This window comes from Planctomicrobium mucosum, from assembly GCF_051466335.1.
Taxonomy (GTDB): Bacteria; Planctomycetota; Planctomycetia; order Planctomycetales; family Planctomycetaceae; genus Planctomicrobium.
The window spans coordinates 410,806-433,147 of the sequence record NZ_CP195793.1 but is presented as its reverse complement, the minus strand read 5'-3'; the positions used below and the strand labels follow the sequence as shown (position 1 = coordinate 433,147).

At 52.8% G+C, this 22,342-nt stretch carries 17 protein-coding genes; 8 read left to right on the top strand and 9 right to left on the bottom strand.

All coding sequences use genetic code 11. The annotated features are described in order from the left end of the window. The 3 genes from SH668x_RS01810 to SH668x_RS01800 form a co-directional block, all read right to left on the bottom strand. A complete protein-coding gene (locus SH668x_RS01810) occupies positions 1 to 1,386 on the bottom strand; it encodes an aminotransferase class III-fold pyridoxal phosphate-dependent enzyme (protein WP_437186988.1) in 1,386 nt (461 codons plus the stop codon). Between the two features lie 227 nt (positions 1,387 to 1,613). After that, the gene (locus tag SH668x_RS01805) at positions 1,614 to 2,465 is read right to left on the bottom strand and encodes a motility-associated protein (RefSeq protein WP_437186987.1); all 852 of its coding nucleotides are present in this window, start codon (positions 2,463 to 2,465) and stop codon (positions 1,614 to 1,616) included. A gap of 667 nt (positions 2,466 to 3,132) precedes the next feature. Continuing rightward, a complete protein-coding gene (locus tag SH668x_RS01800; protein WP_437186986.1) occupies positions 3,133 to 4,197 on the bottom strand; it encodes a P-loop NTPase in 1,065 nt (354 codons plus the stop codon). Positions 4,198 to 4,622: 425 nt separating this feature from the next. Here SH668x_RS01800 and fae point away from each other — a divergent pair, with 425 nt between their 5' ends. Beyond that, positions 4,623 to 5,150, top strand: a complete 528-nt coding sequence (gene fae, locus SH668x_RS01795; protein ID WP_437188501.1) for a formaldehyde-activating enzyme — start codon at positions 4,623 to 4,625, stop codon at positions 5,148 to 5,150. Between the two features lie 138 nt (positions 5,151 to 5,288). Here fae and SH668x_RS01790 read toward each other — a convergent pair whose 3' ends face one another. Both SH668x_RS01790 and SH668x_RS01785 read right to left on the bottom strand, forming a co-directional pair. Beyond that, positions 5,289 to 5,807 (bottom strand): hypothetical protein, encoded by a 519-nt coding sequence (locus SH668x_RS01790; RefSeq protein ID WP_437186985.1) that lies wholly within the window; start codon positions 5,805 to 5,807, stop codon positions 5,289 to 5,291. A 181-nt stretch (positions 5,808 to 5,988) separates the two neighbouring features. After that, entirely contained in the window at positions 5,989 to 7,242 is a 1,254-nt protein-coding gene (locus SH668x_RS01785) for an outer membrane protein assembly factor BamB family protein (protein WP_437186984.1), read from the bottom strand. Positions 7,243 to 7,494: 252 nt separating this feature from the next. Between SH668x_RS01785 and mnmA the strand changes: the two genes are divergently transcribed. Both mnmA and SH668x_RS01775 read left to right on the top strand, forming a co-directional pair. Further along, entirely contained in the window at positions 7,495 to 8,598 is a 1,104-nt protein-coding gene (gene mnmA / locus SH668x_RS01780; RefSeq protein ID WP_437186983.1) for a tRNA 2-thiouridine(34) synthase MnmA, read from the top strand. Positions 8,599 to 8,645: 47 nt separating this feature from the next. Then, a complete protein-coding gene (locus tag SH668x_RS01775) occupies positions 8,646 to 9,503 on the top strand; it encodes an aminotransferase class IV (protein WP_437186982.1) in 858 nt (285 codons plus the stop codon). A gap of 32 nt (positions 9,504 to 9,535) precedes the next feature. Here the strand turns inward: SH668x_RS01775 and SH668x_RS01770 are convergent, their stop codons facing one another. Beyond that, the gene (locus SH668x_RS01770; protein WP_437186981.1) at positions 9,536 to 10,051 is read right to left on the bottom strand and encodes a DUF309 domain-containing protein; all 516 of its coding nucleotides are present in this window, start codon (positions 10,049 to 10,051) and stop codon (positions 9,536 to 9,538) included. Positions 10,052 to 10,212: 161 nt separating this feature from the next. Between SH668x_RS01770 and SH668x_RS01765 the strand changes: the two genes are divergently transcribed. Together SH668x_RS01765 and SH668x_RS01760 are read left to right on the top strand one after the other, a co-directional pair. Continuing rightward, positions 10,213 to 10,986, top strand: a complete 774-nt coding sequence (locus SH668x_RS01765; protein ID WP_437186980.1) for a DUF6655 family protein — start codon at positions 10,213 to 10,215, stop codon at positions 10,984 to 10,986. A gap of 142 nt (positions 10,987 to 11,128) precedes the next feature. Beyond that, positions 11,129 to 12,265 (top strand): 6-phosphofructokinase, encoded by a 1,137-nt coding sequence (locus SH668x_RS01760; protein ID WP_437186979.1) that lies wholly within the window; start codon positions 11,129 to 11,131, stop codon positions 12,263 to 12,265. A 19-nt stretch (positions 12,266 to 12,284) separates the two neighbouring features. On the opposite strand, the gene SH668x_RS01755 is transcribed toward SH668x_RS01760, so the two are convergent. Continuing rightward, the gene (locus tag SH668x_RS01755; RefSeq protein WP_437186978.1) at positions 12,285 to 12,548 is read right to left on the bottom strand and encodes a biotin/lipoyl-containing protein; all 264 of its coding nucleotides are present in this window, start codon (positions 12,546 to 12,548) and stop codon (positions 12,285 to 12,287) included. A gap of 113 nt (positions 12,549 to 12,661) precedes the next feature. Here SH668x_RS01755 and SH668x_RS01750 point away from each other — a divergent pair, with 113 nt between their 5' ends. The 3 genes from SH668x_RS01750 (at position 12,662) to SH668x_RS01740 (ending at position 15,883) form a co-directional block, all read left to right on the top strand. Continuing rightward, a complete protein-coding gene (locus tag SH668x_RS01750) occupies positions 12,662 to 13,996 on the top strand; it encodes a TlpA family protein disulfide reductase (RefSeq protein ID WP_437186977.1) in 1,335 nt (444 codons plus the stop codon). Positions 13,997 to 14,110: 114 nt separating this feature from the next. After that, the gene (locus tag SH668x_RS01745; RefSeq protein ID WP_437186976.1) at positions 14,111 to 14,821 is read left to right on the top strand and encodes a lysophospholipid acyltransferase family protein; all 711 of its coding nucleotides are present in this window, start codon (positions 14,111 to 14,113) and stop codon (positions 14,819 to 14,821) included. Between the two features lie 297 nt (positions 14,822 to 15,118). Then, entirely contained in the window at positions 15,119 to 15,883 is a 765-nt protein-coding gene (locus SH668x_RS01740) for a HisA/HisF-related TIM barrel protein (RefSeq protein WP_437186975.1), read from the top strand. 77 nt (positions 15,884 to 15,960) lie between these two features. Here the strand turns inward: SH668x_RS01740 and SH668x_RS01735 are convergent, their stop codons facing one another. Together SH668x_RS01735 and folD are read right to left on the bottom strand one after the other, a co-directional pair. Further along, the gene (locus SH668x_RS01735) at positions 15,961 to 21,087 is read right to left on the bottom strand and encodes a PVC-type heme-binding CxxCH protein (RefSeq protein WP_437186974.1); all 5,127 of its coding nucleotides are present in this window, start codon (positions 21,085 to 21,087) and stop codon (positions 15,961 to 15,963) included. Between the two features lie 235 nt (positions 21,088 to 21,322). After that, positions 21,323 to 22,195: a bifunctional methylenetetrahydrofolate dehydrogenase/methenyltetrahydrofolate cyclohydrolase FolD gene (gene folD, locus SH668x_RS01730; RefSeq protein ID WP_437186973.1), complete on the bottom strand. Its 873-nt coding sequence runs from the start codon at positions 22,193 to 22,195 to the stop codon at positions 21,323 to 21,325. Positions 22,196 to 22,342 lie beyond the last annotated feature (147 nt).

Here is a 22,342-nt window from a genome sequence, read left to right as displayed (position 1 = left end):
TCAATTGGTTTCCAACAGTGTTTCTTCAATGACCCGGCAGGCAAGTTTGATCTGGTCATCTGTAAGAACGCCGAATGGAGGGAGCATGCGGATGCGAGTCGGGCTTCCTCCCGCCGAGAAGGCAATCACCCCAGCTTGAAACAGCTTTTCCAGAAACAGTTTGCATTTGGCAGCGTCCCCGCCGAGTGGAGTGAACGCCACCATTCCGCCGATTCCCCAAGGACCCTGAATCAGGCTCGGGTGTCGATCCCGAATGGACTCGAAGTGGTGTGCGAAGCGGGCGTGGATCTGCATGATCCGGCCGGTTTCACCGAAGTAATCACCAGTCTTAAGACGTTGAAGAATGTTTCTGGCTGCAAATATTGACGAGGTGGAGCCAGTGAATGTCTGGCTGATGAGATTCGGTTGAGGAACATAGCGATCGCTGAAGAATGTCGCACAAACCTGAGTCATCTTTCCGACGGTGACGACATCCGCGAAGTGCTCCAAACCATAATGCTGAAAGGCGAACGGAGCTGTCGTGCGTCCAAAGGTCTGGATTTCGTCAAAGAAGATAGGAATCGCGTGTTCCCTGAGAATCGAGCAGAGTTCATGGAGATACTGCTGCGGAGCTGCGTAATAGCCCCCCTCCCCTTGAATGAGTTCAATGATCATCCCCGCGTGTTGCTTGGGGTACCGGCAGAGATGTTCCTTGAGTCGCGAGAAGCTTTCTGCACTCGATCGATCAGGATCGCGTTCATCGAAAAACGGGACGTAGTCGACATTCATGACCGTGGGGAGGCCAACGCGATTCTTCGCGCGGTCGGTAAGCTGGGATGTGGCAAGTGTGCGGCCTGAAAAGCAGTTTGAAAATGCAAGAAACCGGTTCGCCGGGAACTGTTTCTGAAACAGGAGCTTCAGTGCGTTTTCGTTTGCGGTTGCCCCGCTTGTTGTCAGGAAGCAGTGGCGGAGTTCGGCTCCTGTTGAGCAGGCAAGATCAATAAATTCCTGAGTCAGCAAAACAGAGTCGATGTTCTGTTGGAGATTCCCCTGCATGACTGTGTCGCTCAATGCCGCTTCCACACAAGCTGCTGTGAGTTGCGGATCACTGTGACCAAACGCATGAACCCCGATTCCGCAAATCAGATCGAGTTTGATACTTCCATCCGCGAGTTCGACGAGGGCGCCGTTGCCGGCACCGCTGCTGATGTAAGGGAAAAAGAGATTCCCACCACGTTGATCCGTGAAGTCTGCGAGAGTCTCCATATAGCTCGACTGCAGCTCTTGAATCGGCGGGCGAATCTGCGTGATGGAGGAACGTCGCGATTGCAAGTATGTCGCAACTAATTGCTGAGCTTGCTGGATTTCTGGAGCATCTGAAACTGAGTGCTTTTGGAACGCCATCATCTGACTTCCTACTGCGAACTCGAAGCATGAACAAAATCGACGATGCGCTCGCACGAACTGCTTCGTTGAGCGTCGTTTACCAGAGTCGAATGGACCAGCTGCATTGTATGTGCGGCGAGTCAGCTGGTGGACAAGCTATTTTGTTCTGGCAGCGATTTTTTTGCAGGTCGCGACGGCAGGTCCCAAATACAAGTCCCTGGCGGAGTGGGAACGTTCGATACCCGTCGTCAGGCTGCGGCTTTGAAGATTTCTTCCATTTCCTTCATGGAAGGTCGGCAATCAGTGGAAACGCCGCGTCGAGCCTTTTCCAAAGCCGCCTTGGGAGTCCCTCCGTCGACGAAATCAACGACGGCGGACGCCACCGTTTTTCGCATGGCACTCTCTGCCAGTCCGAGGGATTCCATCTTGCTGGCAAGAGGTCCGATTACACCATAGGAAAGAAGAATTCCCAGGAATGTTCCGACAAGAGCTGCACCGACTTTGTGCCCGATTTCCTCGACTGGTCCGTCGATCGCTCCCATCGTGATCACGATTCCCAGAACCGCGGCGACAATCCCGAAGCCCGGCAAAGCGTCGGCTGTTTTGTTGAGAGCTCCCACAGCAGCGTGATGCTCTTCTTCCATCACTCGGATGTCGGCGTCGAGGAGAGATTGGAGTTGTGGTCCATCGGCCCCTTCTGAAGCTGAGATCAGGGCGTCCGAGATGAATCCCTTTAAGTGAGCATCTTTCGAAAGACTCGAATATTTGTCGAATGGAGAAGACGATTCGGAGTCTGATAAAATCGATTCAAGTGCGAGTAGGCCATCGCGTCTGGCGATGCAGAAGAACTCATAGAGAACCTGAAAAATCTCGGTGTAAGTCTTTTTGGTGCAGTTCCCACCCTTAACGACCCCGACGAGTCCTCGCCAAATGTCGATTAGAGTTTGTTTTGGCGAACCTGCGATCATCGCCCCGAGTGCAGCTCCTCCGATTGTGACCACTTCGGAAAGGTGAACCAGGGTATGAAAATGCCCTCCAGCCATTGTGAAGCCAGTGAGCACGGCTCCAAGTACGATGAAGATTCCAATCAGTGTGATCATGGCCCGATTTTATGTCGTAAATGAAAGTTTGGTACGAGCTGAGACTGCATGACTGCAGTTGAAATCTAACGAAGAACGCTGGATATCTTTCAGGGAACCTCGAGGAGTGCGCGCTCAAGTCACGCAAGCGGAACCGCTTGTCGACACGGTGCCAGATCGCCCGATGAACTGGCGGGACGAGTTTGTACGAAATGTCAAAATGCCACAATATCCCTTTCTCGAGAATGGTATATTGTCGTTCGTATAATGTTTTTTTGAGTACTTTCTGCAGTGCTGAAGCGTTCTGGCAAACTGGCTGGAAGGAGAAGACTCACCCTCGCTCAAAGGTCATTGCACGATCGTCGATTCCACGATGTTGTCATTTAGTTGATCCGTAACCTCCTTTTGCAAAGGATGATACGGCGACAGGATTTCTTGTAAGACATCGTGAATTGTGCGATCCAGTGGGGTGGCTGCGATGCCGCCGGATGGCACTCCTGGGCTACACATTTGCGCCAGTTGGGTACGCGCAAATCCCGCCGCTGAGTGTTTTTTCACGATGCTGGGGAGCACGTCATCCCTTCCCCGGCAACGACGCTGAGCGACAAAAAAAGAGAGCACCGGGGGATTCCCAGTGCTCTCGATCATTTGAAATCGGTTCCGCTCGACGCAGCCGAGGAGTATTGTCTTACAGCAGTTCCAGCGTTGGCAGGCTCGGATTTTCCAAAATCGACTTGGCAACTTTGATGGCGACATTGGATGCAATCTGCATCATTTCGGCGCGAACAGGGCTTCCTTCTGCGACGAGATCACCGATTCGGCCCTCGTCTCCCGCGACGCGAACGATGGCGTTCGATGGGACTTCGCCGAGGAAAGGGATTCCCATGTCGGCCGCTTTGACCTTGGCTCCTCCGCGACCGAAGATTTCTCCGGTCATGTTCTCCACCATGCCCAGGATTGGAATCTTGACCGTGTTGAACATTGTGATCGCTTTGCCAGCGTCAAGCAGGGCGACTTGCTGTGGTGTGCAAACGATGACCGAGCCCGCCAGCGACACCATTTGCGACAATGTCAGTGCGACGTCGCCGGTTCCGGGTGGCATGTCGATAATCAGGTAATCGATCTCACCCCATTCTGTTTGCTGCAGAAACTGGCTCAGAGCTTTGTGCAGCATCGGACCTCGCCAGATCACAGCCTGATCGGGATCGACCATGTAGCCCATGGAGATCGTTTTGAGGCCATTGGCTTCGATCGGTTGAATGCGTTCGAAGGTGCGACCATCAGGCATTTGATAGGTGCGAATTTCTGGTTGCCCCGTCGCCCCGCACAGATGCGGAACGCTGGGACCGTAAACATCGGCGTCCATCAGGCCAACTTTGGCTCCCCACGCCTGCAGTGCGTAGGCGATGCCGGCGGAGACTGTTGATTTTCCAACTCCCCCTTTACCGCTTCCGACTGCGATGATGTTCTTGATGTTCAGTCCAATGTTCGCTCCGGACTGCTTTCCCTTGACAACAACTCTGAAATTGACGGTCGTGTTTTTGATCCCCACTGTGGTTTTGACAGCGGTCTGAATCAGTCCCTCAAGCAAATCTCGGGATGGATAGGCATGTGTTGGGAGAACAATCTCGACGGTGGCTTTGTCGTCATCGACAACGACCGACGAGACCATCTTGGATTCCGCCAGCGTCATCTGAAGCGCGGGGTCGACGATCTGGGCCAATGCATCGCGAATTTCCGTTTCAACGGACATGAAACAACCTCGTCAATTCCATATTCAGTTCGAGCCGATACTTCGAGGAGAAATATCACTCAGAGAAGAAAACATCATGAAACCCGGTCGGATCGCTCTACGGATGGCAGCGACGGGTGCAGAACCTACCGAATCTATTTTAGCGGAGGCGGAAACGCCAGAGGAAGCATCATTTCCTCAGCCATAAGACTCCACTATTGGATCTTGTGTGGCGCTTCGATAGAACTTGGTCAGAATGGCCTCGATGTTGACGTTCTGGGGCGACAGTTTCAGCAGAATTCCGTTCAATCAGTCACCTGACGAGAAATCAAATGGCGAAGAAGAAATCCGCTAAAAAGGCTCAGCAACCTGCCAAGGGAGCCAAGAAAAATAAACCTGCTGTGACTTCTGCATCTAAACAGTCCGCTCCGCTCGAGCGAATTGTCATGCGGACTGGAGAAGCACTCGTGGAAGCGGAGCCAGCATGGTCTGCGGCTGAACCAGAAGTCATCATCGGTGAGCTGGACGGTCCGGTCGGTCTCTCGATCGCCAACCAGCTTGCAAACCAGGCCAAGGGGCATACCAAGGTCTTCGCGATTCTCAATAGCGATGTGCAGGTCAAGCCGGTCACGTTGATGGTCAGCAAAGTGACGGTCGAAAGTTCCAAATACACCAACATTCTCATGGGGACCGTGCAGGCGGCGATTGCACATGGGGTCCTTGATGCTGTTCGGGCTGGAGATATTCCCAAGGAAAAAGCGAATGATCTGGGAATCATCGTCTCTGTCTGGCTCGATCCAAGTGTGGTGAATGTGGAAATCGATCACAACATACTGTTCGAAACGAACCGGGCAGCGACTTCGAAGGCGATTCGTAAAGCGATGCGAAACGAGCCTTCAATCGACTGGTTATTGGAAAATCAAAACAATGTCGAACACTTTTTCCACGACCTCGGTGTGAAGGGCGAACTCTAACTTCGCATTAAGGACGATATGAAGACGCGGCTGGTTTTCAGCCTCGACATGGACGTTTTAAAAAGAAATCACCCACGCGACCAAAAGGAACGTGGGTGATTTCTTGGCAGTAAACTACCGGTTTTGGTCGATGGGATGTCAGTCGACGTTGTCAGATTCGAGTCGGGACCAAACATCACGAACCGCGTCCCGTGCTTCGGGCCAATTCAGATTCTGTGATGATTTTGATGCTTCCCAGCCCCGCTTGAGCTTGGGCTCGATGTCTTCGAACGATAGGCCATCATGGGCGCTGAACTGTTCGATGCCGTAGCGATACGCGGGAGCGTACCGTTCGTACTTTTCGCCCTCCAACACATACGGACGGCCTTGATAGTTTTTTCTCCAGAATGCTTCTTCAATTGTGGGGTCGACCTCTTCCGCGAACGCTTTTCCGCCCAGTCCCCCGGCCACGGCACCGACGATCGCCCCGAGTGTGGCTCCGACTGGCCCACCAACCATTCCTCCAACCGCACCGACGGCAGCACCTGTTGCAGCAGCACCAAGACCGACCCCAATTGGGTGAGCTCCTGTCTCACCGGAAAGAGGATCTTCATGTCTGGCTGCCGTCTCCCGTTTCACGTTGATTTGTGGCTGCCGTGTCTGTCTTTGTGCCATCATCTCTATCCTGTTACTGAGTGATGCCCGAAAGAGTAGAAGTGAACAGAATGGCAAACCCTCTCCCAAAAGCAGAATGGAGAGAAAGGAAGTCTTCACCAGACGGCTGGGAGAAAAGTGCTTTGCCTATCCGTTGATATGATTCTAACAGCCCGGTTGTGGGGAATTCCAAACTGAAATCAGATCATGGGAGAGATTTCGGAGAGAACTCGATCCGGAAAGCTCGCAGTGACGTTCTATTCGCAATGAGAACCGTATTTTGCGTCAGCAAGAGGTTGCCTCCACCTTCTCCAGTCATTTGCTGTAGAGGAATTCTGCGTTGAACCCGGCCAGTCTGAAGGTCGGAAACCCAGATTTCATCACGAGTTGGCCAAATCAGAAGGGGCGTACGAACGACCCCTCGCCCAAACCCGGACGTTGCGAGGTCAACACCTCCGAATCTCCACCGTTCCGCCAAAGTATGAGCGTCGAACGCTGTCAGTTGTTCCCCGGAACAGAGAAAAGTGCCGTTGCTTTCTTCGCAGAATCGCACAACCGGGGTGGCAAAACGTAGTTCCCAGAGTTTCTGTCCATCTTCGAGATTGAATGCGATCCCGGAATTTCCGTCTGCACAAACCACGAATTTCTCATTTGTAGAGAGGATTCTGTTCGGAGCGATCTGCCGAGGTTGAGTGCTGGTGGAAGTGACCCGGGTGCTCCACTGGAGTTTTTTCGTGGGGATGTCGAAAGCGACCAATTCGTCATTCCCCAAATAGAGAAGTAAGTGGGAGTCTGTCGCAGCGAGTGCATCGTACTTCATTGCGATCTGGTGGGACTTCAGTGCGAATGGAGTGCTTCTCCAAGTCTCTTCCCCCTTCAAGGTGAACCGATAGATTGTGGACTGTGGAGTTACGTCGAGTTGGCGAATCGGAACAAAAATCGTTCCGCCTCCCAAGATCGGATCTCCAGAAAACCAGGCATTCCGCGTTGTGATGGGAACGAGATCTCGAGGGGAAAGACTCCACTCGAGTCTTCCTTCCGCTGCCAGATTCAAGCAGACCAGTCGTCGATCAACGATGCCGTACCAGTAGTCTTCATGAATGAATCCACGGTACGAGGGCTCTGCAGGTTCGGCGCGAGAGGAGCCAGACCGCTTCGATGTTTGCAACAAATAGCCTTCGTCGTGCTCATCGACCGGCCAGGCTGATTTTCCGGTCTGAAGATTGAGGGCGCGTACGCCTGCGGCGTCGGAGACGATCACGACGTCGTTCCACAGGGCTGGGAAGATTTCCGGTGCAAGCTGACTCTCTGAGCGTGTCTCTTGGTGGGAGTCGTTCCCGGCGATTGGGATCGACCAAAGCTGGGCCACGAGCTGAAAATCGGTCGGTTCAGATCCTGCCGCTGGGATTTGTGTTTCTGGAAACGCGATCAGCAATGCGAAAACAAAGAGACTCAGCATCGCTGGAAAACCATGTTGCCGAACAGGAGGCAGGCATTGATGCGAAGTTTGGATGGTGTTTCTGGCAAATATGTTATGGATTTTCGAGAAAGGGAATCGGTTCCAGAACATGGTTCATCTTTCCCGCCGAAAATGCAAAATTCGAGCCATCAAGCTACTATTGAACAGGATCGGAATACCGACTTCGCGTGATTCGACGTTGAGTAGGCGATTTTCCTGTTTTGATTTTAACCTTTAGCTGCCTGAAATTTCATGTCCCGAGTCGTCCTGGCAATGAGTGGCGGAATCGATAGTTCCGCTAGCGCGTGGCTGCTTCAACAGCAGGGACACGAGGTGATCGGGCTCTTTATGCGGTCAGGAGTCGCTGAGCCAGACACCTGTTCGATTACTCCAAGTCTATTGCCCATCGTCAACGTCAAATCGAACAAGCAGGGATGTTGCAGCGCCTCAGATGCAGCCGATGCACGTCGCGTCGCGGACGCGTTGGACATCAGTTTTCACGCCCTGAACTTCAGCGACGCCTTCGGGAAGATCAAAGACTATTTTGCCGATGAGTATCTGGCTGGCCGGACGCCGAACCCTTGTGTCATGTGCAACGTCTGGTTGAAGTTCGGAAAGTTGTGGGACTTCGCCCAGCAAGTCGATGCAGACTACATCGCAACGGGACACTATGCGCAGCTTCGCGAGATTCCGGGCCAAAGCCAACCGGGCCTCTTTCGAGGGCTCGATCCGGGAAAAGACCAGTCGTACGTGCTCTTTGGAATTCGTAAAGAATTGCTGAGCAAGATCATCTTTCCGGTCGGGGGGTATCAGAAAGCTGCGTTGCGAGAAATGGCTGCTGAAGCGGGTATTCGTACAGCCAATAAACCTGATAGCCAGGAAATTTGCTTCATCCCAGATAACGACTATGGCAGATTCATTCGCGATTACCGCGGAGATCAGGAAACGGATGGGGAACTCGTTGACACCGCAGGGAAAGTCCTCGGTCATCATCCCGGTTTTCAGCATTTTACGATCGGTCAGCGTCGCGGATTGGGTGTTGCCTTCGGAGAACCGCGATTTGTCGTTCGCATTGAACCAGAAACTCATCGGGTAGTTCTGGGGACGCGCGAAGAACTGGGACGGCGGACATTGCGTGCGAATCGTTTGAACTGGTTGACGGATTCAATCTCATTTCCGTTGCGAGCGACTGCGCAGATTCGCTACCAGCATCGTCCGAGCCCATGCGAAGTTCAATTAATCGACGAGGATCAGATCGAAGTCACTTTCGAAGATCCTCAGTTCGGAGTTGCTCCCGGCCAGGCTGTTGTGTTGTATCACGAAGATCAGGCATTGGGCGGTGGTTGGATTCAGTAATTGCCAGAATGCAATTCCGTTCATCAGACCCGTTAGAGAGTCTTGAAATGGCAATCGAACCATTAGCGAACTGGAACGGCGAGCAGATGCTGCTCAAAGACGTGCGGGTTTCAGTACTCGACCGCGCGTTCCTGTTTGGAGATGCGATTTACGAAGTCATTCGTATTTACGATGGTCGACCATTTTTGTTCGCGGAGCATGTTCAGCGACTCCATCGCAATCTCGAGAAGATGGCTCTCAATTCTGATGCAGCCACTATTGGGGAGAGAGCCTGGAGTTTGCTGGAAGCGAGTCAGATCAGTAATGGACTGATCTACATACAGGTGACTCGCGGCGAGGCTCCTCGAACGCACCATTTTCCGCACCCGGAAGTAAAGCCGAACGAACTGGTCTATGTGAAGGAATACGAAGACCCGTACTCCCGTCAGCGAGAAACTGGCGCATCAGTCATGCTGATTGATGATTTGCGCTGGAAACGCTGCGACATCAAGAGTGTCAATTTGCTCGCGAATTGCATTGGAGCTGAAGAAGCGTACCAGCACGGATGCGATGAAGCGATCTTCGTCGATGAACATGGAACGTTGCTTGAGGGGACTCACACGAGTCTCTTCGCCGTTCAGAACGGTGCGATTTTGACTGCGCCACTGGGGCCTTATCTGCTCCCCGGAATCACACGAAGTCTCGTGATGGAATTGGCGGCGCTCTGTGAAGTTCCAGTTATTGATCGTGCGATTCATCGCCGGGAGCTGCATGAAGTCAATGAACTGTTTTTAACAGGGACTTCGGCTGAGGTGCTGCCGGTAGTGAAGGTCGATTCTACAGTGATCGGAAATGGCGTGCCCGGACCGATTGTGAAACGACTCTACGAAGCCTATCACGCGCGCGTTCGCAGTCGATCGGAGTGACGCGATTCACTCGTCGATTACGATCAAATTTCTTAAGCAATCGGTCCGATAATCGGGACCCCTCCGTGCGTTACTGCGGCTCGTTGCTCCGGGGTGACGATTGGAAGTTGGTCGACGAGGCTTTGCGCAAGGTCGCTCATTCGGTTTAAGTCGTCCAGCGGGCACGGACCTGGAACGATCTCCGCACCTGTCGAGAGTTGGTCGATGAGTCCCTGAAATAATTCGTGTGCTCGGCGGGCATGGCGGGAAGCACCGTTCGAATTTCCCTGCAGGATTTTGACTCCGCAGGCCGCCAGTTTGATCTTCCCTTTGAGCAGAACCGCCAGCTGACCGACTCGGTTCTCCTCGCCCCAGGCCTCTTCCCACAACTCGTGCGACTCCCAGTAGTAGCCGCGGTTGAAGAGTTCCCTTCCACCCCGATACAAGGTGTATCCACGACTCAGAAACTGATGTCGCAGCCTCAGTAGGTCCCCTTCTGATGGACGCGGGGTAATTCCCGGAACAAAGGTGTACTGCGGCAAAAACTGCGACGGGATCTCAGGGACCAAGGGAAACTCCTGAACACCAATTGACGAAATTTTGTGCGGTGCGGTACATGCTTAACGTCGCTCAGACATGATGTGAATTTTACGCGGGCAGCGAATTGCATTCATTAGAGTTCCCGGTTCGGGATCATTTTTTACGCGCCGCGCGAATTGCCGAGGGTTTTATGAAATATATGAATCATCAGGCGTCGGTTTTACTCCCGATGTTCGGAATGACACTGGCGTGCCTGACTGGGTGTGCTACTTCAACCACTTCCAACACTGCGAGAACTTCTGTCGAGCAACTGTTGGTCGCCAACGCCGTTGATCAGTCGTTAGATAAGTGTAATTTCTCCAGCTTCCACGGCCAAAATGTCTTCCTGCAGGACAAGTATGTAGATTGCATCGACAAAAATTACGTCGTTGCATCGACACGGCATCGTTTGTTTACAGCGGGGGCAAAGCTTGTCGACGCTCCCGATAAAGCAGATGTGATTGTCGAGTTACGAGCGGGTGCTGTGGGAACGACTTCTGCCAATTCCTATGTCGGAACACCGCAGCTGACTCTCCCCGGGATGGTCAGTATTCCGGAAGTCAAGATCTTGGAAAAGAAGAGCCAGCAAGGCGTCGCCAAACTCGGATTAGTTGCATACGACCCTGAAACGAATCAAGCCTTGGGGACCGGAGGAACGAGTCTTGCCAGTGCGGATGACAGTAACTGGTTCCTGTTTGGCGTTGGGCCGTATCAAAACGGAACTGTGAAGAAGGAAGTTGCTGAGTCGACCACAGGTCCGGCTGCTTTTCAGCAGAACGAAGTTCCTCGTATGGTGACTTTTGTTTCTCCGCCTAAGCCAATCTCAACGGAAGGGACTCAGTTGGCGACAGAAGCCCCGACCCCGGAGAATGCGATTGCTCCGGCAGCACACGCGAAGCTGCCTGACGCCCAGTGGCATCAGTAGTTCAGCATGTGCTAATGCTTGAATCTATTCAATTTGTAAATGATTGACAAAAGAAGGCCAAATCATCTTTTTGGCCTTCTTTTCATTGGTATTTTTGAAGGAGTACAGCGAGGTTAAGAATTCGTAGAAAGTGCGAGGCAACATGTCTGGTCAAAAGCGAATTGGTGTTCTGACGTCAGGTGGAGACTGTCCTGGCCTTAATGCGGTGATTCGAAGTGTTGTGAAGAGTTCGACACGATTTGGATATGAAGTCGTCGGATTTCGAAGGGGCTATGAAGGACTCGTCGATCCCGTCGATTACATGATGCTCACGAACAATAATACGCTGGGCATTATTAACCGGGGTGGCACGATTCTCGGATCGACGAATAAAGGTCGGTTTGGTGCCAGAAGTGGAATTGATCAGCGAATTGATCTTCCGGCGGCCTTGATTGACGAAGTGAAAGATACCTTTCGAGTTCTCAGTCTCGAGGGATTGATCTGTATCGGTGGAGATGGCTCGTTAGCGGTCGCGGAACAGTTCGAAGAAGCAGGGATCCCTGTAATCGGCGTTCCCAAGACAATTGACAACGATCTCTCATCAACTGCGTTTTCATTTGGATTTGATAGCGCAGTTGCCTGTGCCACTGATGCAATCGATCGCCTCTACACGACGGCCATCAGCCATGAACGCGTCATGATTGTCGAGGTCATGGGACGACACGCTGGTTGGATCGCATTGCATTCCGGGATTGCCGGCGGAGCAGGCGTGATCCTACTTCCAGAGATTGATTGGAAGTTCGAACATGTCTGTCAGAAGATTCTGGATCGGGACCGGGAGAAAAAGCCCTTTTCCGTCATCGTCGTTGCTGAAGGGGCCCGCTTGCCCGATGGGGAATTAGTCACATCAGGTCAGCCGGACGGTCCCGCTGCCGGCCAGGTGAGACTGGGCGGAATCGGTGAAATTCTCGCTCATGAAATTGAACATCGATTGAAGCGAGAAGTCCGCTGTGTTGTGCTGGGGCATCTGCAACGAGGTGGTCCACCCACAAACTTCGACCGTTGTCTGGCAACCATGTACGGGGCGCATGCGGTTCGGCTGCTGATTCAGAAGCGGTTTGGAATGATGGTCTCTTACCAGCCGCCGCAAATTACCGCAGTCCCCATCAAAGAAGCGGTTGGAAAGCTGTCACAAGTCACAAAGGATAACTCCGGGATCGAAGCTGCCCGGGCGCTGGGAATCAGTTTCGGGGACGTTGCCCCGATTGAAGCCCTTTCCGCCTTGGGGTGGCAATCGTAAGCGGTCTCTTCGAGAGACGTTAGTGACGCTGAATTCGACAAACAATCTGTTCTGCAACGAGGGGATCGCCTGTTTTGACGAACTGTTGAATCAGGGTCCCTTCTTCTTGCGCTTCCAGAAAGAACAGAGTCCCCGGCAGGTGGATTTCTGCAATTCGTTCTCCTGCAATGACTTTTGAATCCAAAGAGACAAGCCATTGGCCAAAAGTGATGGATTCGCCCGTACCTCCTAAGTTGGGGAGTCGAACTTCATTGACGTGCTCTGAGAATGGATCTTGATTCATTTTGTAGAAATTGCGTAAAAGGCGTTTTGCGGCAGTGCCACGGAAGACATTGTCGTTGATTTTGCATCGTTCAATTGTGTGCAGAGTCTCAAACCGGCAAGGAACGCACCACTATGAGTGACTTCAATTTCAGACAGTCTCAGCCTCTTTATCGAGATTTCTGGACAGGCATGCTTCTCAGCTTGGGAGCGTCCTGCCTCGTCGTCCAACTCTCTGGTTGCGGTGAAGTCCCTGCCCCCATCGGTCAACAACAACCAGAATACTCGCATCATCCCACTCGTGAAGAGGAATTGCCGACTCAGCAGAACCGTGCTGCGTTCCGTCAGACTGCCGAGATTGAGTTAATCTCAAACGAAGAAACAGTGGTGGACGGTCCAACGAAAGATTCTCCGGAATGGGTCGTGATGGAAATCTCACGGCTTCGGAACTTGCCACTTGATCGAGTTCGTCAACGAATTCCCGGCAGAGTTGAGAAGTACGAAGAAATTGAGCTGACGCCGGAACAGGTCGCAATTGAACGAGTCCGCCGGAATCAAAAAATCGTTGAGCTGGCAACTCAGGTTATCGGAAAAACCAACCAATCCCCTGAATCGACCGAACTCTTCAATGCCGCTGTGATTTTCCTCTCGGATGCCCGGGTCGAATTGGCGGTTGACGGTGACGAATCCCAAATTCAACTTCTGGACGAGAACGCTGAGGCTCTTTACTCGCGAGATCCACGATCATTTGCAGCAGTGGAGGCGGCTTCACATTTGGTGGAATTGACCCAGATCCAAGCTGTGAAGTTTGCAAAGACTGACGCGAAATGGGCGAAGGCCTTTTCTCGACAGGCTCGATTGTTTGCCGAACGATTTCCTCAGGAAACGAACAGGGCAGCGGTCAATCTGATTGCCGCAGGCCGCGCTTGCGAGCAGCTGAAGCTGGATTTCGAAGCGGAATCGTGCCTGGCGATGATTGAACAGATTGCTCCGGATTCTCCATATCAAGAGCAGGTTGCAGGTGCGTTGCGACGGTTGCGATTAACTGGAAAACCACTGGCCGATTTCGGGGGCTCGACGTTGGACGGGGAGTTCACATCAGCGAATCAGTATCGAGGAAAGACGTTGCTCGTGGCCTTCTGGGCGTCTAATTCCGCTGAGTTTCAGCGAGATCTCCCCAAAATTCAGACAGCGATTCAGACTTCAAATGGAAAACTGGCAGTCGTTGGGGTGAATCTTGATCGCGAAGACAGGCTGGCGGAAGAATTCGTTGCCAATCGTGGAATCGCCTGGAAGAGTATCTTCTTCTCTGATCCAGAAAAACGTGGTTCACGAAATCCTGTTGCCCGGCACTATGGTGTGATTAATGTCCCGGAATACTGGCTGGTCGATGCAAATGGAGTCGTACGCAGCATTCATGTGAATGTCGCGCAGCTTGATCAGGAGTTGGAAATACTTCTGACGAAGTAAAGCCACATTGTTTGTTGAGCTGTTTGTTCTTAAAGCCGATTAGCCACCAGGACTGGAAGTTGGGGAGATCCGAGAAGATCTCCCTGTTTGCTCTGCCAACAGGAAACAGGTTCCGTGAGACTCCGTAATCGCCGCGTGATTCGTTTGATTTCTCGAGTGATCGCCTTTCTGTGTCGTTGCCTCTATTCCACGTGCCGAATTCGTGTCATTGAGGGGGCCCCTCAAACGAGTCCTTACGCACCTTCTGGCGACAATAGGTATGTGTATTGTACCTGGCATGATGGCATTCTGAATTCGCTATTTTGTGGCCCAGTCCACCATTGTGCTGCGTTGACCAGTCGGCATGCGGATGGGGAATACGTCGCAGAAGTGATGAATGCTGTTGGAATTCATCCTGTCCGCGGATCCAACGGAAATGGTGGCGCCGCTGCTGCGAAGCAATTGATCGACGCTGCTCGAGACTATCACATCGTCGTGACGACGGATGGTCCACGTGGTCCACGTCGCACTGTGAAACCGGGGATCATTTTTTTGGCGTCACAAACGGGACGCCCGATCGTGCCGGTTGCCTGCTCCGCGAAAAAGGCCTGGTACCCCAAAGGGCGCTGGACGGATTTGCTTGTTCCGCGTCCATTCACCAGAGTCTATGTGCTGGGGGGAGAGCCGATGCATATCCCAGCGGATGTTCGGCGCGACCAGTTGAATGGTTTTTGTAAGGACCTCCAGTCTCGGATGGATCTGTTGCAGGAACGAGCGGACCGGATTGCAGCGGGACTCGAACCCGTGCCTGCGAATTCGGAAACTGGGCTCGCGAACGCTGCCTAACGACTCTCGGGAAGATCGTTCGGTAGGAATCTCGGCGAAAAATCTCGAGAGAACGTGTGTGGTTGAACGTCTGAAGACGAATTGGACGCACGCTTCGACGCGGCGCTTTCCCAGTCCTCCTATACTTCAGTTCTTTCGACTCACTCCTCCATTCTCGGCTGCACTCGTTCCGAACTCGCTCGAACTTGATACGTTTTCCATTGTTCAGCGAGTCATCTGAGACGTAATATTGAAGGTACGGAGAAATATCCCCCGTCGCAGCCGGGCCTTTCTGAACGCTTCTGCTGAGGTCTAATCATGGAGCTCGTACCGGTTGTTGATTTGATGCAAGGGGTGGTCGTCCGCGGTCATGCTGGCCAGCGTGAGAAGTACCTCCCGAACAAGAGTCGGTTGCTGGAGAGTTCTGATCCACTCCAGACTGCGCTGGCGTTGAGCCAGAATTATCAGGCTCGGCAGCTCTACGTGGCGGATCTGGACGGTATTCAGTTCGATCAACCGCAGTATGCGATTTTGGCACAGATCGTTGAAGCGGGGTTATCGATTTCTGTGGACAGCGGAATTCGCACCATCTTACAGGCTGAGCAATTGCTCAAGATGGGAGTAAAAAAAGTCATCGTCAGTCTGGAGTCGCTCCCTGATCTGGAGTTGATGCGGGAGTTTGTCAGCAGTCTGGGGGCTGAGCAAATTCTTTTCAGTCTCGATTTGAAAAATGGCGAACCGTTTGGAGCTGCGGCTGGCAATAAGAATCCGATTGAAATTGTCTGGACTGCCGTGGATTGCGGAGTGCGGCAAATGATTATCCTGGACGTCGCGAAAGTCGGCTCGCATTCTGGCGTCGCTACCGGAGCGTTATGTCACACAATCAAAAAACGCTGGCCTGATCTCGTGCTCTGGACCGGCGGTGGAGTGCGTTCACTCGCGGATCTTCAGAAATTGTCATTGGACCGCGTGGATGGCGCGATGGTCTCTTCAGCACTCCATGATGGGCTGATCACTCCGCAGGATTGGAAGGGGTATCTCGATCTGGATCAGGAAGTCATTCAGTTGGCGATGGATGCTTGACTGAGGCTCTTGATGAAATGAAAGAACGCCACCTCAGGAGAGATGGCGTTCGGTCGTTTGATGTGACTTCCGATGAATTACAGGCGACGTTCCTGAAGAGTCGTCATGTATTCCACCAGATCCACAAGTTCATCTGTTGTCATCAGCTTCTGCAGGTCGGCAGGCATCAGTGAGATGTCCTGCTTTTTGCGTTCTTCGATCTCAGACAACTTGATCGTGCGGACGATCCCTTTGTCGTCTTTAATCTGAATCTCATCGCCTGTTTCGCTCACAAGCAATCCGGTGAGAATCTGTCCATCTTCTGTCGCGATCAACCAGTTTTCGTATCCGTGGCTGATTGCAGATGAAGGAAACAGAATCGCTTCGTAGAACGCTGGCTTGGCGAGCTTCTTTCCAATTTCAGAAAGGTTCGGGCCGACATCCTGACCGATGCCGTTCACTTGATGGCACTTGTTGCAGGTTCCGGTCGTGTTGTAAATCACCTTTCCAACTTCAGGATTTCCGGCGCGTCGAACCAGCTCCTGAATTGGCGGAAGCGGTTCAGAATCCTTCCCCGGTGGGGGCGGATACAGCTTGATCGCCTGGTTTCGGATATCAGGATGTGAAGCTGTCGTCAGAGCGGCTGCAAATGCCTGTGCCAGTTCTGATGGCTGCTTTCCTTCTTTGGCCAGATTCAGAAGGAATTGCGCCCCGGAATTTGACGAACCCAATGCTCTCACGGCGGCCTGACGAATCCAGAGTGGGTTCTGACCATCGCTGAGGAGACCGCTCAGGATTTCGAAACTACGACCGTCTCCTGACGCACCGACAACGGTAAAGGTTTTCTCAGCCTGTTCCCGGTCATCGGAGGTGAGCGCGCTGAGAATGAGCTGCTGCTGGTTCTTGTTGAAAAGAACATGGCAGGCATTGATCCCCAGTTGCGACTGTGGTTGGGACTGAGCGAGTGCCAGTACAGCTGGATAATGATCTTCCAACTCGAACTGACTTACGATGCGTAGAAACTCTGGTTGACCCGAAACCGATTTCAGAAGACTTTCTATGATCTCCAATCTCGGAGGAGTCGATTTGACATCAACGTTCCCGAGTCGACTGATCGCTTCGGCTCGAATTGCGTTGACTCGTGCTGGCTCCCCTTTGAGGTTCGCGAACGCCAATTTCAGAGCGGCTGCCTCTCGCGTCTCACGAGGCTGGAAGTCCAATGCTCGGATGTGACGGAGAATCTCGGAATCGGGAGTCTGTGGACTCTCGATGATCTTGGCGAGTAGCTCAGCGGTTTGCTCAGCTCGTGAACGCCAGACAATATCCCGACCAGCAGATGTCGCCAGCCATTGATCTCCGACGACCTTCAGCCAACTTGCGAGACAAACATCCCAGCGACCATTCGCCGCGATTCCGAGTGCTTCGAGGTACCAACGGTCTTTCCCGTCGTACTGCTGAGCCAATCGGGTCCAAGCGTGCCCGTAGTGGGCCTGACTGCCGTCGTCGCCTACCCAGCTCGCTGACACTTCACGAAGCGCGATCAACATTTCGCGGCGGACCGCTGGTGAGGCGTCGTCAAAGGTCAATGCGCCGTTGATGTCCTCGAAAGTCACTTGATCGAAGAGTTGACGAAGTAGGCGAATCCCGGTGATTCGAATGTTTGGATTGCTATCCGTCAAAGCAGATTTCAGGTGCTCAACCAAACGAGTGTGATCCAGTTTGAGTTTCCCGAGCAGCCAAACCGCTCGCGCCTGAATCGCTGGATCGTCGGAATTGCGGAGTTTGACCAGAGCACTTTCAGCCTTGGCTCCCATGTTTTGCAGAGCAGTCCAGGCCAGATAGCGAACAGACATGTTCGGTGACTGCAACGCCTCGACCGCCGATTCCGGCGTTGAGACATCGACCTTTGGCGAAATGTAGGCGGATGCGTTCTCGGGGGCGAGTCGGAAGATGCGACCGCGCCGAGCGTCCTGCATGCGGTGCCCACCGACTCCCGGATCGTACCAGTCAGCAACAAAAACGCTGCCATCCGGGGCGACACAGACATCGCTTGGTCGGAACCATTGATTGCGTGCCCCGTTCAGCAGGTCGATTGTCGTCGCTGTGTACCCTGCTCCGTCGACTGTAGGAACATAGGCGCGGCACACATTCGGGCCGGCGTCACAGTGCAGAATGGCACCATGCAATTCTTTGGGGAGCAATTTTCCTTCGTAGAACGTGATACCGGTTGGCGCTCCCCCGCCAGTCAGCAGAAGATTGGGAATGACTCCCGGGTCGTTCAGATGCCAGTGACGGCTGGGGATATCGCTTTCCATGTTGGTGCGATGTGCCGGCCAGCCCGCGCCTGAAATTTCATCGACGTAACCATAGTTTCCGAATTCCATCACGTAGTTGATGCGGACGCCACGATTACCGTCGTCATCGTTGTCGGACTGCCAGATCGTTCCATAGGAGTCGACACAGGCTTCCCAGTTATTACGAAAGTTCCATCCGAGCGTTTCGAAGTCGGAACCATCCAGATTACACCGAAAAACCATCCCTTGTCGGTAAGGCTTTCCAGCGTCCTCAACGACGTTCCCAGCCTTGTCGACGATCGGCTCGCCATTCTTGTCTTTAATACGGACGCCGGAGTTTCCGAAGTTGAAGTAAAACTTTCCATCGGGACCGAAGTGCACGGCATGAATCCCGTGGTCATGCTGTGCACCGTCGATTCCTGTGAAGAGAACCTCTTTTCGGTCCGCTTTGAGATCGCCGTTATCGTCGATCAGAAAGAAGACTTTGTCCAATGCGGAAACGAGAAGCCGTAGCCCCTTTCCATCGACAGTGGGAAGTACAAGCACTCCGTGAGCGGAGTCAACATCCGGGCCCGAGTAGAAAGTCGTCGACTTGTCGGCGACACCGTCTCCGTCGACATCTTCGAGGACCAGAATCCGATCGGACTCCGGTCGTTCTCCGATGACATCACGATTTGCAAATGCCCGGTAGTTAATTGCTTCGCACATCCAGATTCGACCCAAATGGTCGATATCAATCGTGGAAGGGTTGGACATCATCGGCTCGGACGCAAACAACGTCGCGACCAGATCCGGATGGACGTCCAATTGTTCTACAGCAACTTCTGTTTCATGACTCGCTCCTCCGGCCGTTGCCGAAATTACTGATTCCGGAGGAGCTTGATTAAAAAGCAGGAACCGTACGGAAGAGTTCCCCTGCTGAGATCCGCCATCATCAATTCCAGCGAAAGACTGGAAGCGAGTGAACTTGTGATCGTCTGGTAACTTGAAGTGAATCACTGAATTCGCGTGAGTGCCGATTCCGAACGGAACGGGCTTTCCATTAATACGGAGATCTCTCCCTTCGGCATTCGCATTCACCCGAACTTCGCCCCAGGCTGAAGATGCAGTTTCCCATTTCAGTTCTGTGAGCTTCAGGCTTCCTTTGGATGGATCTTCGGGATCGACCAGCAGAGTGGGAGAACCCCAATTGGCCCAGTCATAGGAGTAGCCATCGCCAGCGTCGGTGACGACAAGGTACAGCGACTTTGCCCCGCTGACATCAACATCGATTTTAACTCCGTGGCCGGGAGTGGCAGGAGTGATGATGGGCGATTGAAAGATCGGCTTCGCCTTGAGCGGAACTGTGTTGGCCGAAACTTTATTTTGTTGAACTGGATGGAACTTGAAGTCAGCAGGGGCTGGTTCGTCCTGATTGGCTTCCATCTCCTCTTTGGAGAGAGATGGGCTCTCAACACCGTTCTCAGGGACTTCACCGTGTGCAGTCCAGAGGATGGCGTTCAAGACAACTTTACGGAAATCGTCATGCTGCCAGTTCACATGGTTATGTCCTCCTGTGAATCCGAAGCCGCGGCCTTTGCCATCTTCCCGATCATATGCCCAGCCCATGTGCTGGGGTTCTTCACGAACCAGCACAGCTTCACGAACAGCAGGGTTATTGGAATGAGGTCCATCCTCGCGATTCAGTGATTCGCGTGGTGGCAGGGCTGTCAGGATCGGAGTGACCCCCTTCATCTCTGGAACAAAACGCATGTGATAGTACCACTCGTCATTGATTTCGAATGGCCGAACACCGCGGCTGATTGGATGGTCAGGAAAGCGGTCAAATGTCGCAGTCCAGTGTGGGTTTACTGACCAATGTGGTTCGAAGTATCCACCAATCCATTTGAGGAAGTGATCACCTGCTTCACCCTTGGTTGTTTCAACACCGTAGTGAATGCAGACGAGACCGATACCAGATGGGACAATCTCTTTGTCGAACTCTTTGAGATGCGGATTCAGGAAGTGCCCTGCTCCACCGTCGCAATATGCGACAACGGTGCTGGCGTTGTCGAAAGCGGTGGTGTCTTTGGGGAATCCGTTGGTGTAAACAGTGGAAATGACTTTCAGGCCGTGTTCTTTGCGAGCAGCTTCGAAGCTCTTTTGGAGCAGCAGGCATCCCGCACGATGTTCGTGAGAGAAGTAAGCGTGACTCGGATTTCCTGCAACAAAGACGATTTTCTTCCAATCGTCTTCCAGCGGTAACCGCTTCAGGAGAATGTCTTTGAATTCCACCTTCATCGGTGGGCCGGCGTGAAGCTGCAATGCGAGAATCCCGATTCGATCCAGACCGTTTTTGTCATGATCAATCAACTCGGCGGTGACGTGGCCGTTGATCTTGAGAACGATGTGGCTCCCTTTTGCCAGAATGGCGTATTCATTCCAGCCGTTGATATCGATGTGCTTGAGAAGCTCAGCCTTGTCGTTGACTTGCTCGCTTTGTTTCTCGCCCGATTCGTTGAACACGGATTTTTGCCCACGTTCTGCGAGAAATCCGCGAGCAGCTTCGTCATAGAGCATTCCGCAATAAGTGCCAGAACGGTCGATGTCAGCCTGATACCCAACGACCTGACCATTTGGCTGCTGAACGCCACGGAACTGAATTCCGCTGTTCGCAGCATCCGAACCGCTCAGCCGAAACTTCAAGCGAAGCTCGAAATCATCGACGTCACCGCGTTCCCAGACGAGGAATGTGTTGTGGTTCAGTGGCTTTTCGGCGGTTGTTTCGCCAACGATGGCTCCATCAGCAACCTTCCAGAAGCCTTCCTCACCCTTCCATCCATCGAGGGTTTTTCCGTCGAAAATGGGTTTAAAGCCCGCTTCCTGATCAGCACTCCAAGCTGTTTGACAGCTGAGTAGGCTGATGAAGCAAACCACTAGTAGTCTCTGCATGTGAGTTCCTCTTCAGTCGAGATCTCAGGAATGACTCGTAGGTATGAATCACAATCCGATCGCTTCAAGAGCCGTCTTCATGACGGTCGGCTCTTGAAATCGATGAATTGCGATTTGTTGATGGGTCTGGGGTGTATAACCTAACGTAACTTGCGTTAGGTGTCACCTCAAAATAGAAAACTCGAGAGTTTGATCGAGATTGCAATCCGTGCTTGTGGATCAGTCCAAAGCCGGTCTACTTGCTTTTCGCAGTTTGAAGTTCCGCAGCGGTGAGCGTGTTCTCGAGGAGCATCGCGATCGTCATTGGTCCGACCCCGCCCGGGACTGGGGTGATGAAGCCTGCGACTTCTTTAACGGCGTCGAAATCAATGTCTCCAACCAGTTTGTCGCCGACGCGATTGATGCCAACGTCAATCACGCACGCCCCTGCTTTCACCATGTCCGCTGTCACGGTATTCGGGCGACCCGTCGCTGCGATCAGAATATCTGCCTGGCGGGTGATCTCTTTGAGGTTTTTGGTCCTGCTGTGAGCAATGGTTATCGTGCAGTCCGCGTTGGCCCCCTTCTGGACGAGCATCATGCCCATTGGTTTTCCGACGATTTCACTTCGCCCGATGACGACTGCGTGAGAACCTGGGATCTGGATTCCGGATTCCTCGATCAAGACGTGGCAGCCAGCGGGAGTACACGGAAGAAAGCGTGGCCTCCCCTGAACCATTAAGCCCACGTTTTCCGGGTGGAAGCAGTCCACATCCTTCATCGGGGCGACAGAATCGAGGACGATTTTCTCTTCGATTTGTTTCGGGAGTGGCAACTGAACCAGAATTCCATGGACGTCTGGATCGGAATTCAGCGTGGCGATGAGATCCAGTAGATCGGATTGAGTTGTTGAGCCATCCAGTTTGTGGAGCGTGCTTTTCAACCCAGCCTGGGCACACGATCGCTGCTTGTTGCGAACATAGACAGCACTGGCAGGATCGTCACCTACCAGAATTGCTGCCAAATGGGGGAGAACTCCAGACTTTTCATTAAATGCCTGAACTCGCACAGCGAGTGCTTGATTCAACTTGGCTGCTGTCGCTTTTCCGTCAATGAGTTTTGCAGTCACTCTCGAAATTCCTTTCAGATTTGGAACCATCAAGGATAATGCACTGGTTGCAAGATCGGTAGGATCTTTATCAATGATCGGTCGTAGGGCGTGGAGTCCATGCTGGATGTAAAGCGGCCTCGTCATATAGAATTTGATTCACCTGTT